This window comes from Rhodococcus sp. PSBB066, assembly GCF_017068255.1.
Classification (GTDB): domain Bacteria; phylum Actinomycetota; class Actinomycetes; order Mycobacteriales; family Mycobacteriaceae; genus Rhodococcus; species Rhodococcus aetherivorans.
The window spans coordinates 2,177,042-2,191,119 of the sequence record NZ_CP070859.1; the positions used below are offsets into that span (position 1 = coordinate 2,177,042).

14 protein-coding genes and 1 pseudogene are annotated in these 14,078 nt (G+C 66.5%); 3 read left to right on the top strand and 12 right to left on the bottom strand.

Annotation, left to right across the window (positions count from 1 at the left end; translation table 11 throughout):
* Window positions 1–67 precede the first annotated feature (67 nt).
* From JYA75_RS10165 to JYA75_RS10210, 10 genes are all read right to left on the bottom strand, one after another.
* Window positions 68–1,390, bottom strand: a complete 1,323-nt coding sequence (locus JYA75_RS10165; protein ID WP_203329948.1) for a cytochrome P450 — start codon at window positions 1,388–1,390, stop codon at window positions 68–70.
* Between the two features lie 153 nt (window positions 1,391–1,543).
* On the bottom strand, window positions 1,544–2,341 hold the full coding sequence (locus JYA75_RS10170) for an SDR family oxidoreductase (RefSeq protein ID WP_203329949.1): 798 nt from the start codon (window positions 2,339–2,341) through the stop codon (window positions 1,544–1,546).
* Between the two features lie 27 nt (window positions 2,342–2,368).
* Window positions 2,369–3,523 (bottom strand): acyl-CoA dehydrogenase, encoded by a 1,155-nt coding sequence (locus JYA75_RS10175; protein WP_203329950.1) that lies wholly within the window; start codon window positions 3,521–3,523, stop codon window positions 2,369–2,371.
* A gap of 208 nt (window positions 3,524–3,731) precedes the next feature.
* Window positions 3,732–4,259 carry a MarR family transcriptional regulator gene (locus tag JYA75_RS10180; RefSeq protein ID WP_203329951.1) on the bottom strand — a complete coding sequence of 176 codons (528 nt, stop codon included), beginning with the start codon at window positions 4,257–4,259 and terminating at the stop codon, window positions 3,732–3,734.
* A gap of 106 nt (window positions 4,260–4,365) precedes the next feature.
* Window positions 4,366–5,346 carry a zinc-binding dehydrogenase gene (locus JYA75_RS10185; RefSeq protein WP_203329952.1) on the bottom strand — a complete coding sequence of 327 codons (981 nt, stop codon included), beginning with the start codon at window positions 5,344–5,346 and terminating at the stop codon, window positions 4,366–4,368.
* 149 nt (window positions 5,347–5,495) lie between these two features.
* Window positions 5,496–5,768 (bottom strand): WhiB family transcriptional regulator, encoded by a 273-nt coding sequence (locus tag JYA75_RS10190; protein ID WP_203329953.1) that lies wholly within the window; start codon window positions 5,766–5,768, stop codon window positions 5,496–5,498.
* A 47-nt stretch (window positions 5,769–5,815) separates the two neighbouring features.
* Window positions 5,816–6,628: a PaaI family thioesterase gene (locus JYA75_RS10195; RefSeq protein ID WP_203329954.1), complete on the bottom strand. Its 813-nt coding sequence runs from the start codon at window positions 6,626–6,628 to the stop codon at window positions 5,816–5,818.
* A gap of 103 nt (window positions 6,629–6,731) precedes the next feature.
* Complete coding sequence (locus JYA75_RS10200; protein WP_138845001.1) at window positions 6,732–7,628, bottom strand: SDR family oxidoreductase; 897 nt, start codon at window positions 7,626–7,628, stop codon at window positions 6,732–6,734.
* A gap of 31 nt (window positions 7,629–7,659) precedes the next feature.
* Window positions 7,660–8,796, bottom strand: coding sequence for an acyl-CoA dehydrogenase family protein (locus JYA75_RS10205; protein WP_203329955.1), 1,137 nt, complete (start codon window positions 8,794–8,796; stop codon window positions 7,660–7,662).
* Window positions 8,797–8,901: 105 nt separating this feature from the next.
* Window positions 8,902–9,705, bottom strand: coding sequence for an enoyl-CoA hydratase-related protein (locus JYA75_RS10210; protein WP_203329956.1), 804 nt, complete (start codon window positions 9,703–9,705; stop codon window positions 8,902–8,904).
* A gap of 356 nt (window positions 9,706–10,061) precedes the next feature.
* On the opposite strand from JYA75_RS10210, the gene JYA75_RS10215 reads away from it, so the two are divergent.
* Entirely contained in the window at window positions 10,062–10,229 is a 168-nt protein-coding gene (locus tag JYA75_RS10215) for a hypothetical protein (RefSeq protein WP_203330234.1), read from the top strand.
* Here the strand turns inward: JYA75_RS10215 and JYA75_RS10220 are convergent.
* Entirely contained in the window at window positions 10,198–10,731 is a 534-nt protein-coding gene (locus tag JYA75_RS10220; protein ID WP_203329957.1) for a thioesterase family protein, read from the bottom strand. The genes JYA75_RS10215 and JYA75_RS10220 overlap by 32 nt on opposite strands.
* Window positions 10,732–10,887: 156 nt before the next feature.
* On the opposite strand from JYA75_RS10220, the gene JYA75_RS10225 reads away from it, so the two are divergent.
* Window positions 10,888–11,439, top strand: a complete 552-nt coding sequence (locus JYA75_RS10225) for a TetR/AcrR family transcriptional regulator (RefSeq protein WP_138844999.1) — start codon at window positions 10,888–10,890, stop codon at window positions 11,437–11,439.
* A 600-nt stretch (window positions 11,440–12,039) separates the two neighbouring features.
* Here the strand turns inward: JYA75_RS10225 and JYA75_RS10230 are convergent.
* On the bottom strand, window positions 12,040–12,954 hold the full coding sequence (locus JYA75_RS10230) for an LLM class flavin-dependent oxidoreductase (RefSeq protein WP_203329958.1): 915 nt from the start codon (window positions 12,952–12,954) through the stop codon (window positions 12,040–12,042).
* 199 nt (window positions 12,955–13,153) lie between these two features.
* On the opposite strand from JYA75_RS10230, the pseudogene JYA75_RS10235 reads away from it, so the two are divergent.
* Window positions 13,154–14,031, top strand: a pseudogene (locus JYA75_RS10235) (oxygenase MpaB family protein).
* Window positions 14,032–14,078 lie beyond the last annotated feature (47 nt).

The window sequence follows — 14,078 nt, forward strand, 5'->3', positions numbered from 1 at the left end:
GCTCCGGGTGCTTTCTCACTCAAGGGTGGTGCGCCGAGTGCGATCATCGCCTCGGCACACCCCCTGGTCAGGCGAAGGTCAGATGGACGGGAAGGTGCCGTAGCCCGCCGACGAAGTTGGTCTGGATCATCTTGGGCTCCCCGGTTACCTCGACGCGGCGAAGCTTCGGCAGCAGTTCCTCGAGCATGACCCGCATCTCGAGCTTCGCGAGATGTTGTCCGATGCACATGTGCGGTCCGTACCCGAAAGCGATCTGCTTGTTCGGACGCCGGTCGATGTCGAAGGTATCGGGGTCGTCGAACACTTCTCCGTCGCGGTTGCCGGACTGAAACAACAGCATCAGGCGGTCGCCGGCTTTGATCGTGCGCCCGCGGAGTTCGTAGTCGCTGAGAGCGACGCGGGTGAACTGCTTCACCGGCGATACGATGCGCAGCGCCTCGTTCACCAGGTGCGGTACCAGGTCGAGATCGCCCCGCACTCGATCGAGGACGTCGGGACGCAGGGCCAGTTGTTGCAGGCATCCCGCGAGTGTGCTCGCTGTCGTGTCGTGGCCCGCGGTCGCAATTGCAACAAACCATCCGTAGGCGAACGTCTTGGGGAAATACTCGCCGTTCGCATCCTTGGCAACCGCGATGAGGGTCGCGAGATCGTCTCGCGGTTCGGCTCGCCTGTTCTCGACGAGAACATCGAAATAGGCGTAGAAGTCCGAGATCGCGGCCGCCCACTGCTGGGCTGCGGCATCGGGAGACACGTTTTCGATATCCTCGCGCGTCGCTTCCGGATCTGCGACCCCGAAGAGGTCCTGGGTCAGCGCCATCATGCGCGGTTCGTCCTCGACGGGGACACCGAAAAGCGACATGATGACGTGCAGCGGGAAGAACACCGCGAATTCCTGCACGGCGTCCAGATCGTGGCTCCCGGACACGAGGCGATCGACGGATTCCTTCGCGGTCTCGCGAATGCGTTCTTCCCACTTCTTGAGGTTTGCCGGTCGGAACCAGTCGAACGCGACATCCTTGATGGTGGTGTGTTCCGGAGGATCGAGATAGGGCAACGCCTCCAGGATGCGGAGAGTTCCCCCGGTCAGCTTCTTTGTGAACTCGTCCCCGGCCTGGTTGGCGAGAATGGGATTGTGGGAGCCCTTGTTCTCGCCCCCACCGGCACTGAATATGTGCGGTTGTCGCTCGATCTCCATCAGATCGGCATGCTTGCTGACGAGCCAGAGTGGGTCGTATCCCTCCACCCGTCCCTGCGCGAGCGGCTGATTCTCGCGCAGCCACCGGTAGGCTTCGTGCAGCTTCGTGTCATCGCTGTGTCCCTCGGGGAGCACGATCTGTCGTGCGATCTCGTCTGGAATCAATGCAATTTCTGCGGACTCGATCGTCGTCATGATCAACCTTCTCTCTGGGTGGGGGTTCAACAGTGTCAGGACGTACCGGCGCTCTCGTTGCATGTCCTGTCGTGCTGGGACTCGAGTCTCATGCAATTGCGGTGCCGTCGCGTCACCCAGGTGAGGGGTTTTGCCCCGCTTCGGAGGCAGTTCTCAGGCCGCGGATATCCCCCCGTTGACGCTGATCGCCTGACCGGTGAGCCGTCGTGCAGCGGGGGAGGCGAGGAAGACCGCGAGTGCTGCCAGGTCCTCGGATTCAGGGACGCCGAGGTGCGCTTGTTGGGCGGCCTTGGCGAACAGTTTGGCGCTGAATCCGTCGGAGGTGATCCGCGCGGTCGAACCGGTGCCGGCGACCAGTGACGGGGTCAGGACGTTGGCTCGGATCCCGTTGCGTTTGGCTTCGATGGCGAGGGTTCGGGTGAACATCACGATCGCCGCCTTGGCTGCTCCGATGACCGCTTCGCCGGGCGTGGCGGTCTTCGCGGCATCCGAGGCGACGTTGATGATCACCCCGGACTTCCTTGCAGACATGTGCGGAACGATTTCGCTCGCAAGGTACATGCACGGCAGTGCGAGTTGGTTGAAGATGCGTGCGATGTCGTCGGTGGGGATGTTCGCGAAGAGTTCCGGCCGGGTGTCGGCGGCCGTCGTGGAGACCAGGATGTCGACGCCGTCCAGGACCCGTTCGGCCTCGGACGCGATGTGCGTGGCGCCGTCGACGGTGGTCGCATCGGCGGACAGGAAGGTCACGTCGCACGACGAGTTGGCGGACGAGATGCGTTCTCGGGCAGCAGCTCCACGTTGCGATCCGCGACCGACGATCATGATCCGCGGTACGCCGGTCTGGGCGAGGCCCACGGCGGTCGCCAGGCCGATTCCGGCTGTGCCTCCCACGACCAGGGCGCTGCTGTCCTTCAGTTCCTTCGGTGCTGCAATGTCACGCGTGTTCATTCGTGTAGTCCGTTCGCGAGTGGTGGGTCAGAGCGATACCGTGCCGCGGGCGAAGATGTCCTTGGCGATGATGCGCTTCTGGATCTCGGCCGTGCCGTCGGCGACGAGGTAGGCGGTGACGTCGCGGTATCTCTGCTGCAGAGGTGATTCAGTCGAGTAGCCGAGGTTTCCGTGTACCCGCATGGCGAACTCGATCGCGTTCTTGGCCACGACGGGCGGCCACCACTTGCTCATCGACGCGAGGGCGGTGTGCGGTTGCGCGGTTTCCCGAAGCCACAGCGCCCGATAGCAGATCCAGCGAGCGCCCTCGAGGTAGGTGGCGTGTTCGGCGAATTGGAACGCGAGGCCTTGGTGTTCGGAGAGCGGCTGCCCGAAGGTTTCCCGATGGCGGGCGTAGTCGGCGGCCTCCTCGAGGCTCTGTTTCGCGGCTCCGAGACACATCAGCCCGAGGGCGGCACGACTGAAGTCGAAGTGCTCCATGACCGAGTGGAAGCCTTTGCCGAGTTCGCCGACGAGATGCGATTCGGGGACGAAGACGTCGGACAGGTGGATGCTTCCCCAGCCCAGCGGGAGGCAACCCATGCCCGGCATGTGGCTGAGTGTGACTCCGTCCGCGTCGAGCGGGACGACGAAGCAGGTGACGCCCCGCGCCCGCTCCGATCCGGGTTCGCGGGCATAGACGAGTGCCGCGGTGGCGTTCATCGCCCACGAGATCGCGGTCTTCTCACCGGTCAGGCGCCACCCGCCCTCCACGGCGGTGGCGGTGGTGCGAAGGGCGCTCGCGTCGGATCCCGAGCCCGGCTCGGTCAAGGCTATGGCGACGGTCTGTTCGCCGCGAATCAGTGGTGGAAGGTAACGCTCCTGGACCTCGTCCCGGCACAGCGCCAGCTGGGAGGCGACCAGACCGATCTGTACGGGAGCCGATGCCATGTTCACGTCGCCGTATGCGAGAGTCTCGGTGGCGATTCCGAGCAGAATCGGATCTTCGGTGCCGGTCCCGCCGTATTGCTCGGGTAGCCCGATGCCCAGCAGGCCGATGTCGCCGAGTCTTTTCAGGATGTCGAAGGGAAAGTCCGTCGATGCGGCTCGGTCGCGGTAGCCGGGGAGGAGGACGCGGTCGCTGAACGCTGTCAGCGTCTTTCGGAACTCCTCGTGCTCGTCGGTGAATGCGAAGGAAACCATCGGAGTGTGCTCCTGTGCGTGATTCGATCGGGGGTGATCACGGCGAGGGAAGTGCTGACGCACAATGTGAAGGCGAGTGGACCTGTTCCCTGCCGGAAAGAACTCTAGGTTTGAATAGTAGGTCGACAAAGTTCAAGTGGCAAGAGGTGTGCGGTCGACGCAGGGGAGCGCGGCACTCGACGGCTTCGGCCGCGAGAAGCTCAGTCGTTCAGTGGCCGGTCTCGATGTCGCCGACGGCGTGGCGGACGAGTTGCAGGTGTGCGATCAGCGATTCCAGAGTCTCGGTGTCGACCGAGGCGAGACCGAACCGGGCGCCGGCGAGTCGATCGTTCGCTTCCTCGACCACGTCCAAGCCGGCCGGGGTGAGAGTGGCGAGGACGGTCCGGCGATCCGTCGCATGAGCATGGCGTTCGACGAGGCCGGACTTCTCGAGTTGGTCGACCGCCATCGACACCGTGGTGGGATGGACCATGAGGTACTTGCTCAGCTTTCCGAGTGGGCGAGTTCGATCCTCCGAGAGTTGCAGCGACGTCAGAATGAGATAGGCGTTGCGCGACAATCGAAGTGAGCGCAGTTCCCGGTCCATGGCGCGGACGACCCACTGATGCGTACGAAGTAGGGCCATCGTGGTGGCGAACTCCAGTTCGGCCGAATCCCGCCGTTCCGACCACTCGGCGCGCATCCAGTCGATCACGTCGCGGCTGTCGCGGGCAGGCGTCGGCCGTTCACTCGCCACTACGCGTCCTCTCGTCGTCGCCGAACCGTGTCTCGCACCGACAGTCAGTTGTATCGGGATTCGATGATAGCGACAGGGGCGTCGACTGCCGGTGCGCGAACGGCTCTCAGCTGTGCGAGAGAACGATCTTCCCGAACCCGCTTCCCTGCTCGAGGTGCTTGTGTGCGGCGGCCGCTTCGGCGAGAGGGAACACCGCGCTGATGGGCAGTGGGGGGACTGTTTCGGCGTCCAGCAGACGGAGGAGGCCCGTGAAGTCGTGCGGGCTGCCCATCGTGGTCCCGATCAGTTCGTACTGCCCGAAGTAGAACGGGCGGACGTCGAGGGTGGCGTGTTCGCTGCGTGACGCCCCCAGCACGACCAATCGGCCCCCTGGTCGCAATGCGGCGATGGACTGTTCCCACGTCCCGACGGAGTCCAGGACGAGATCGAAGCCCTGGCCATGGGGTGAGAGTCGGCGAGCGGCGTCCGGCCATGTGGGGTCGGTGTACAACACGCCGTTCGTCGCGCCGAGTTCTTGCGCCTGCGCGATCTTGGACGTGGACGAGGAGGTGACGGTGACGCGCGCGCCCACGGCGGCCGCGAGCATCACGGCGATGGTCGCGACGCCGCCGCCGGCGCCGAGGACCAGGAGGTTTTCGCCGGCGCGGAGGCGGCCGCGTGTGAACAGGGCGCGGTAGGTGGTGAGGCCGACGAGGGGCAGTGCAGCGGCCTGTTCCCAGGTGAGGCTGCGCGGCTTGGGCGCGACGCAGTCCTTCGGGACTCGCACCAACTCGGCGTAGGTGCCGCGCTGGTGATCACCGAGGATCTCCCACTGTGCGCCCGGGGCGGCTTCGCGATCGCCCCACCACAGCGAGGGGAGCACGAGGACCTCCTCGCCGGTGTCCGTGCGGATACCCGCTCCGTCCGCGCCGAGGATGTGCGGCAGGGGTGACGAATACTTGCCCTGTCGCACCAGGACGTCGTGCCAGTTGAGTGCGGCGGCCTTCAGTCGGACGGTGATCCACCCGGGGCCGGTTATCGGATCGGGGACCGATTGCCACCTCAAGACATCAGGCCCCCCGAACTCCTGCATCACCACGGCGTCCATAAAGATCCTTTCGGTCGTACCATTTGCACGATACTGCATACCCCCGGGTTGTTGTAATGGGCAGGCTGCATTCGTCACCGGCGCCGATCTGATGGACGAACCGGTGGATACCGCCGGGATCGGTTCCATTCCGGCCCTACGCCCGATGGCTACGGGAATCTCCACAGCGGTCGCCGGTGTCGTTTGCGCTCGCTCTCGGTCGGGCCGCCCCAGATGCCGTACTGCTCGAAATGCGCCAGTGCATGCTTTCGGCATCGGAGAAGCACGGGGCATCGCCGACACACGCTCTTCGCCTCAGTTTCGCGCAGCGCTCGTTCGTGACCGCCTTCGTTCTCCGGTCCGAAGAACAGCGAGGGATCCGCATCTCGGCACCGGCCGTGCCTCTGCCAGTCCGCGCCGGCGACGACGACCGAGGCTGTCATGAGCACTCCCTGGGGCTGTTGCGGGTCGAAAGGGGTGTCCTCGCCGGTCAGTGGACGGCACTGCAGGTGATGGTGGCGGCGGTGCACGTCTTCCCGGCTGCGTTGCGACTGGAGACTTCGACGATCCCGAGGCTGCGACCCCGGTGCACAACCTTCGGTGCGAAGGTGACGGGTTCGTCCGACGGGCACGGCCGCAGATACGAGATGTGGATCGAAGTGGTGCGGAAGTCCGCGTCGATGGCCAGCGCAGCCGAGCCGGCGATCTCGGAGGCGCACAGAAGCACACCGCCGTGGATGTTGCCCATCGGATTCGCGAGCATCGGAGATGGGCCGAACTCGATCCCACTGGCCCCACACGCGTGTTCGGCTCCCAGCAGTTCGACGATCGAGCGGGCACGGACTCGAGAGTCCAGATCGTCGGGGGAGACCACGGGTGCGCCCGGTGGGTCGGTGAGCGGCACCGTCTGAAGGCGGGTGGACCCGCAGGCGATCAGACGGCCCTGCGCGTCGACGACCCGACCACCGGCCAGCCCCGTCTGCGCCCCTCGGCCGAGAACCCAGCTCTCGGCGCGGAGAACCGATCCGTCAACCGGTGGATCCGCTACGAAGTCGAGGTGGATTTCGGTGCTCACCGCCCAGAATCCCTCGGGGGTCGTTCCATTGACGAGATGTCCCATCACGTCGTCCATCACGACACCGAGAGTCCCTCGGCACGCTCGTCCGAATTCGTCGGCAAGCCATGGCCCCGTGACCATTTCGGTGTACCCGTTGGTGTCGTCACCGGTCACGTCGGCGACTCGAAACAGCCGTTCGGCGCCGGTGGAGAAGAACCGGAGCGCGGTGGGATTGTCGGTGGTCATGGCTCTCCTGACGGCCGTGCGGTGTAGCCGAGTGCGGGAACGCGCCCGAGAGCCTTACTACCGGAGAGTGATTTCCGGCGGTAAGGCCCGTCGGGCGGGGAGCTCAGACGCCGCGCTGGGCCTTGGCGGCCTCGCTTGCGGCTTTGCTGCGTTCGCGTGCGGAGGCCCAGTCCGCATCGGTCATGGAGGTCAGACCGGCGAAAGTGCCGGGTCCGGCGAGCATCTGGCCGCCGTCCATGGCGATGGTCTGACCGGTGAGGTAGTCGCAGGCATCCGAAAGCAGGAAGATCGTCAGGTTGGCAAGCTCCTCGATGGTGCCCATCCGCCCCATCGGGACCTGGTCGGCCTGAGTGGCGCCGACCGAACTCTTGTCGGTGGGGTTGAGCATCTCCCAGGCATAGTCGGTGGGGATCGGACCCGGGGCCATAGCGTTGAGGCGGATTCCGTAACGCGCCCATTCGACCGCGAGGGACATGGTCATCGAATGCACGGCCGCCTTGGCCATCGCGGAGGGGACGACGAACGCCGAGCCGCTCCAGACCCATGTGGTCAGCGTGGACAGGACCACGCCCTTCGTGCCGCCCTCGATCCAGCGTCGACCGGCGGCGTGGGTGGTGTTGAACGAACCGTTCATCACCGTGGACGTCACCGCTTCGAAGGCCCGCGGGCTGAGCGATTCGGTCGGTGCGATGAAGTTGGCGGCGGCGTTGTTGATCACGCCGGTGAGCGGGCCGTGCAGGGTCCAGATCTCGTCCATCGCGGCGGACACCATCTCCGCATCGCGGACATCGACGGTCTGCCAGTGGACCGAGCCGGGCCGCGAGACGGACGCCTCGGTGGCGGCTTCCTCGAGGACGGCGGGCCGGCGACCCCAGAGGTGAACCTCGGCGCCGTGGTCGACCAGGTGACGTGCGACGCCGCGACCGAGGCCGGTTCCGCCGCCGGTGATGAGGATTCGCTTGCCGGCGAGGGCGTCGGACGTGAACGGGGAAGTGGTCATGCCAGGGGTCCTATCGGTCGGGGAACGGGAATCACAGTCCCAGGCTCTTGCTGATGATTTCGCGCTGGATCTCGTTGGTGCCGCCGTAGATCGTCGGTGCGAGGGATCGGCGCACCTGCTCTTCCATCCCGTATTCGCGGGTGTAGCCGTAGCCGCCCATCATCTGCATGGCCTCGAGCGTCGTCTTCTTCGCGACCTCGGTGCACTTGAGCTTGGCCATCGAGCCCTCACGGTTGAGATTGTCCTCCTCGCCGGCATCGATGCGTTCTGCAACCTCGTAGACGAAGGACTTCGCGAAGGCGATCTCGGTGGCGAGGTCGGCGATGCGGTGGCGGATCGCCTGGAAACTGCCGATCTTGCGACCGAACTGCTCACGTTCGGTGACGAACGCGATGACGTCGTCGAGTGCGCGTTCGGCCGCACCGAGCGACATCGTGGCGATGATGAGACGCTCGACGCTCAGACCGCGCATGAGGTGACGCCACGCCTGGTTCGGAGTGCCGACCACTGCGGTGACCGGGACGGCCACATCGGTGAAGTAGAGGTCGTTGCAGGTGCGGGCCTCCATGGTGGCGATGCCGTGGATCTCGAGGCCGGGGGTGTCGGTGGGCACCATGAACAGGGTCAGACCCTCGTGCTTGGTGCGGGAGGAATCGGTGCGGGCGAGCAGCAGAATGTGCTCGGCGACGTGGGCCGCGGAGATCCACGTCTTCTGGCCGTTGATCACGTAATGGTCGTCGACGAGCTCGGCCCTGATGCGGACGCCGCCGAGATCGGATCCTGCGCCGGGCTCGCTCAGGGCAATCGCCTCGAGCTTGCCCGCGGCCATGTTCGAGACGATCGTGCGCCTCTGCTCCTCGGTCCCGTAGCGCAGGTACGTCTGGGCGGCGGTCAGGCCGGTCGAGTAACCGGTGATGGGGGCGAGCCCGCGTGAGGTCTCCTCGAGGAAGATGCACTCCTCGACCATCCCGGCGCCGCCTCCGCCGTATTCCTCGGGCAGCGACACCGCGAGCCAGCCGAGCCCCGCAAACTTGTCGAGGATGACCTGGCTGTTGGCCACGGTGCCGCCGTCGGTCAGCGCATCGCGTTGTTGAAGCGTCTTGCACTCGGCGTCGCAGAACTCGCGGACCGCGAGTGCGAACTCCTGTTGTTCTCGGCTGAAGCGCATGTCGACAACTGCTCTCTGTGAAGGATCGGGGCGGGCGACGGAATCTGGTGGCAGGTCACCGGGCGGCGGGACGGTGGTCTCCCGCCGCCCGGGAGCAAGGGGTGGTCAGGCGCCGCGGAACTTCGAGAAGTCGGGCTTGCGCTTCTCGTTGAATGCGCTGATGCCCTCGAGCGCCTCGGCGGACTCACCGAACAACTTGAGCGTGGAGTAGGCCATGTTGCCCTGGGCGATGAAGTGCTCGGTGTCGGCGTTGAGCGACTGCTTGAGCACCTTGAGCGAGGTGGGGGAGAGCTGCAGGATCTCGTCGGCCCACGCCCGGACCTCGGCGCGGAGCTGGTCGCCGGGCACGACCTTGTTGACCAGACCCCACTCCAGGGCCTGCTGGGCGCTGTAGCGGCGGCACATGAACCAGATCTCCCGCGCCCGCTTCTCGCCGATGGCGCGGGCGAGGTAGCCGGTGCCCAGGCCGGCGTCGAAGGATCCGACCCGCGGGCCGTTCTGTCCGAAGATGGCGTGCTCGGCGGCAATCGACATGTCGCACAGCAGGTGCAGTACGTGTCCGCCGCCCACGGCGACACCGTTGACGGCGGCGATGACGGGCTTCGGGGTGTCCCGGATGACACGGTGCAGGGCCTCGACCTCGAACAAGCCGCTGTCGGACGGGCCGTAGTCGCCGGTCTCCATGCGCTGCTTCTGGTCGCCGCCCGAGCAGAAGGCCTTCTCGCCGGCACCGGTGAGTGCGACGGCGCCGACCTCGGCGCTGCCCCAGGCCGCCTTGAAGGCCTTGACGAGCTCGTCGACCGTGCGGGCGCGGAAGGCGTTGTAGCGGTCCGGCCGGTTGATCGTGATCCAGGCGAGCCCGTTGTCGACCTCGTACGTCACGTCCGTGAAAGCGGTGAAATCAGTCATCGACCTGCTGGTCCCTTCCTGCTCTGGTGGCTCGCCGTCGCCGCGAGAACAGGTCGCGGGGACGGGATCGTCGGGTTTGGTCCGACCGTATGACAAATGTATCCGCGTTAACGATCGTTTTCAAGGGCGAGTTGCTTGCCGCGTCCGGAGGCCGGGTGGGAACCGCACGATCTGCCCACAGGCGAGGCCGGGACGAGGGACGATTCGGGTCGATCCCTCGCGCGGGATTTCTGGAGAAGTCGGCATCTGCGACCAGCGCGAGATGCGAATGGTCGTGGGCGACATGCTCGAGCGGCTCGTATGGCGCAGCCCGGGCAAGGATGCACTGGTCGGCTGGGCCGGGGCGTACGCCGCCGATGACTTCCGGCGCCTCGCCTCGGGTCGGAGACCGTGCGTGGACGCTGCTCGATCAGGAGTGGACGCCGGGCGGCGACGAGGTCACGGCCACGATGAAGCTGCGCCGGCGCGTGATCGCGGACAAGTACGCGTCGGTCATCGACCGGCTCTGTTTCGCCGTGACCTGATCCCCATCACGCCGCACACCGGCGCCGGCCAGTCGACCCGCTCGGTGATCGCGAGTTCCCGATCGACCGCCTCCGCGACGTCCGGGGCGAACGGAACGACGCGACGGGTGGTGAGGTCGACATGGGGTGCGACGACCTCGAGCGTGTTCGCCAGCGCCTCGGTCGTGTCGTCGACGAGCAGGGCCATGCCGTGGATGATCTTGTCGGAGCGCTCGACGATCCGGAAGTAGGCCGAGATTCGATGGCCGACGTGCACTTCCGCGTAGTACTTCAGGTGATGTTCGGCGGTGAAGAAGCCCTGCTTGCGTGTCGCCCGGTAGTCGTCGGTGAGGCCGATCCGGCGGAACGCGGTGTCGATCGCTTCGGCACCCAGGTCCAAGTAGTGCCGGATGTTCATGTGGCCGTTCGCGTCCTCGAACTCCGGCGGGACGACCAGCGGGCCGTACTCGCGGGGAAGACGGACGACCTGGTCGTAGGTGGGCAGGGTGACGGTGTCGGTCACGGGGTCTCCTGACGGTTGCGGTCGGTTGCCGGCGCATCGAGATCTGCTCGGCGCGACTGTCGGCGGGCGCCGTTCCTGTCGCCCGGGTCGGCGCCGCATGGCGGGGAGCGTTCCCGGAGTATAACGATCGTTCACGCATCGTGCTACACTCGCCGAGTGGACAGGAGCCGGAAGATTCTCGATATCGCCGCGGAACTGTTCTACGAGAAGGGATTCCATGGTACGAGCGTCGACGAGCTGGGCGCTCGCGCGGGGCTCACCGGGCCGGCAATCTACCGCCACTTCTCCGGCAAGGACGAGATCCTGGCCACCCTGTTCGACGAGGCGATGGACGAGCTGATCCGCGCCGCGGAACCTGTGGACGAGGACGCCGACTCCGACTTCGAGCGTCTGGTCCGCCATCATGTCGAGTTCGCAATCCGGCACCGGCACCTGGTCAATGTGACCCAGCGTGAAGACCGGTCACTGGTGGACCCGTGGCGTCGCAAGGTCAACCGCCGGCGCAAGCTCTACGTCGGCTGTTGGGAAGCCGCGGTGGCCCGGTGCCTCCCTCGGGCGACGCCAGCGGAGGTCGCCGTCGCGACCCAGACCTGCCTGGGCACGATCTTCTCGATCGCCTACTGGCCGACCAAGGTCAGCCGCACCCCCGGACTGGCCGACCTCATCGTCCGTCTCACCAACGAGGGGCTCGACGCCTTCCGCGGCTGACCGCCACCGCCGTCCGCACCCTGTGGCCGATGCGCTTCGGTGCCGCGGCGCTCGGGAGCGGCGCGGCACCGAAGTCGAACATCCTGGCGGCGTACGGCGCAACTCCAGATCGTCCAAAGCTCCGGTACCGCGTACGAGTTGACCCAGGTTCCCTCGGCGGCGAGTTTTCGGCTCTGCTCGAGGTCTCGCCACCGCCGCTTGTATTCCTCCGCGTCGAGGACGGTGGTGGCGGCGTCGTCGAGCAGCGTGCGGACCGTGGGAAGGGCAGTTCTCTGCCGGACAGTGAACTCGGCTGTGGGATCGGCATCGGTAAGGACGAGAAGGAGAGCGGTGCTTCACCGTCGTCCGACAGTCACAGTAAGCCGCCCGGGCGACGCCGGGGCCGTCGACGTCGGTTCCGGACAGCGATCGGCCCGATGCGTGGACGGCGTCGGAGGAGTTCAGTGCGCGGCGCACCAGAGGGCAGCCCGAGCGAACGCGGCGCGGTGTCGACACGGATCTGGTGCCGGGTAGGAGCACCCCGCGGGAGTCGTCTGCGACAAGCACGCCGACGGACGCGAAGCCGGCATGTGCGGAATCGGAGCCCGAGGTGCGGCGCGATCAGCTCTCGACGAGCAGCTTCCTTACGGCGGCGGCGTGTTCGACGGACGCCTCCATCGAGGTGGCGGCCGGGATGAGCGTGATGCTGTCCGCTCCTGCGTCGATGAACGCGCGCAGCCACTCGGCCACCTGTTCGGGCGTGCCAGCCGGTGCCAGGTGCCGGAACTTGTCCCGCGGCAGGCGGTAGAGCGCCTGCATCTGCTCGCCCACCAGGCGGTCGGCCGTGGCAGCGTCGTCGTCGAGACCGCACCAGACGTTGACACCGAAGGTGCTCAGGGTGCGGTGCTCCCGGACGGCGGCCTCGAGAATCGCAGTGCGCGTTTCGCCGAATCGGCGGGGCGTCGAAAAGATGGCGAGCCATCCGTCGCCGTACTTCGCGGTTCGACGGATCGCGGCGTCGCCTCGGCCGCCGATGAGGATCGGCACGGCCGGTTGGGGTGAGGGCAGGATCCGGGCGCGTTCGAGGGTGAAGAACTCTCCGGTGTGGGTGACCTCTTCGCCGGAGAGCAACGCTCGGAGAACCTCCAGGGCTTCGTCCAAGCGGCGACCCCGGGTGCGGGGGTCCACCCCGGAGTTGGAGATCTCGGAGCGGTCCTCGCCGCCGACGCCCGCGCCGAGAACCAACCGTCCCGGGGCGAGCTGTGCGATGGTCGAGATCTGCCGGGCTGCGAGCATCGGATGCCGGAGCCCCAGCAGATAGACACCGATGACGACGGAGAGCGTGTCGTGGGCAGCGAGCACCGACGTGGCGGAGGCCATCCCGTCGAAGCCGGTACCGCCGTGGAAACTGATGTGGTCCCCGACCGTGATGTGATCGAGCCCGGCGTCGGCGGCCGAGTTGAGCAGTCGCCGTCGCGCGGCGGGGTCGGGAACCAACAGGGAATTGGTGATCGACAAACCGACTTGGACCGCCACGAGGACCCCTTTCCGAAGTATTGGACTGACCATAGGTCCGAAATCGTCGAGTGGCAAGGGGGTGCCTCGGGGGCCGAGCTTTCGCGACCTTGACACGCGTCGTTGCCGCGCCCAAACTGACAACGTGCGTAGTCAAAGTGAGCTCGTGCCACTCGGCCCCGACAGTCTGACGTGGAAATACTTCGGCGGCTGGCGCGGAATGTTGTTCGGCCCCTGGGCCGGATCGATGCAGAACATGCACCCGGGCCTCGGCGCGGCCGTGGAGGAGCACTCGCAATTCTTCGACGAGCGCTGGGAACGCCTCTACCGGTCGCTGTACCCCATCTACGGCGTCGTCTTCGACGGCCCGCGCGCCCCGGAGACCGCCGCGCAGGTGCGGGGTTACCACGACACGATCAGGGGGATCGACAAGAAGGGCCGGCGCTACCACGCCCTCGACCCCGACACGTTCTACTGGGCGCACGCGACGTTCTTCTACAGTCTCGTGTCTCGATCGAGTGGTTCGACGGCCCGCTGTCCGTCGCGGACAAGCACAGGCTGTTCGACGAGCACGTCCGGTGGTACCGGCTCTACGGGGTGTCGATGCGGCCCGTCCCCGGCAGCTGGGAGGACTTCCTCGCCTACTGGGACCGCATGTGTCGGGAGGTGCTCGAGGACAACAAGGCGACCCGCGACGTGCTGGACCTGTCGCACCTCGACCGGCCGCCGTTCCTGCGGTGGGTGCCCGCGAGCGTGTGGACGGTGCTGCGGCCGCCGATGACGCGCGGGTTCGTCTGGCTCACGATCGGGCTGTACGACCCACCGGTGCGCGAACTCATGGGCTACACCTTCTCCCCACGCGAACAGCGGCTGCATCGGCTCGTCGGCCGCTCGATCGGATTGGGGGAAAAGCTGATTCCGCGTCGTTATCGCTACCACCCGCGGGCCCGGGCAGGCTGGGACCGCGCATCGGGCCGTATCCCGGCGGACGCGCCCGTCGTGCACACGCCCGATCGCAACCTGCCGCCGGCGCATCTGCTGGACAGTCCGATGCACTACACGGGGGCACACGAGAATGTGAGCGGCGGCACGCGCTGAACCGTCGCGGGCGGTGGCGTCATGGCTGGACCGCTCGCAGGGGTGCC

Coding starts and splice junctions, on each gene's coding strand:
- JYA75_RS10165 (WP_203329948.1), bottom strand. CDS start 1,390: ATGACGACGATCGAGTCCGCAGAAATTGCATTGATTCCAGACGAGATC.
- JYA75_RS10170 (WP_203329949.1), bottom strand. CDS start 2,341: ATGAACACGCGTGACATTGCAGCACCGAAGGAACTGAAGGACAGCAGC.
- JYA75_RS10175 (WP_203329950.1), bottom strand. CDS start 3,523: ATGGTTTCCTTCGCATTCACCGACGAGCACGAGGAGTTCCGAAAGACG.
- JYA75_RS10185 (WP_203329952.1), bottom strand. CDS start 5,346: ATGGACGCCGTGGTGATGCAGGAGTTCGGGGGGCCTGATGTCTTGAGG.
- JYA75_RS10190 (WP_203329953.1), bottom strand. CDS start 5,768: ATGACAGCCTCGGTCGTCGTCGCCGGCGCGGACTGGCAGAGGCACGGC.
- JYA75_RS10195 (WP_203329954.1), bottom strand. CDS start 6,628: ATGACCACCGACAATCCCACCGCGCTCCGGTTCTTCTCCACCGGCGCC.
- JYA75_RS10200 (WP_138845001.1), bottom strand. CDS start 7,628: ATGACCACTTCCCCGTTCACGTCCGACGCCCTCGCCGGCAAGCGAATC.
- JYA75_RS10205 (WP_203329955.1), bottom strand. CDS start 8,796: ATGCGCTTCAGCCGAGAACAACAGGAGTTCGCACTCGCGGTCCGCGAG.
- JYA75_RS10210 (WP_203329956.1), bottom strand. CDS start 9,705: ATGACTGATTTCACCGCTTTCACGGACGTGACGTACGAGGTCGACAAC.
- JYA75_RS10215 (WP_203330234.1), top strand. CDS start 10,062: ATGACTTCCGGCGCCTCGCCTCGGGTCGGAGACCGTGCGTGGACGCTG.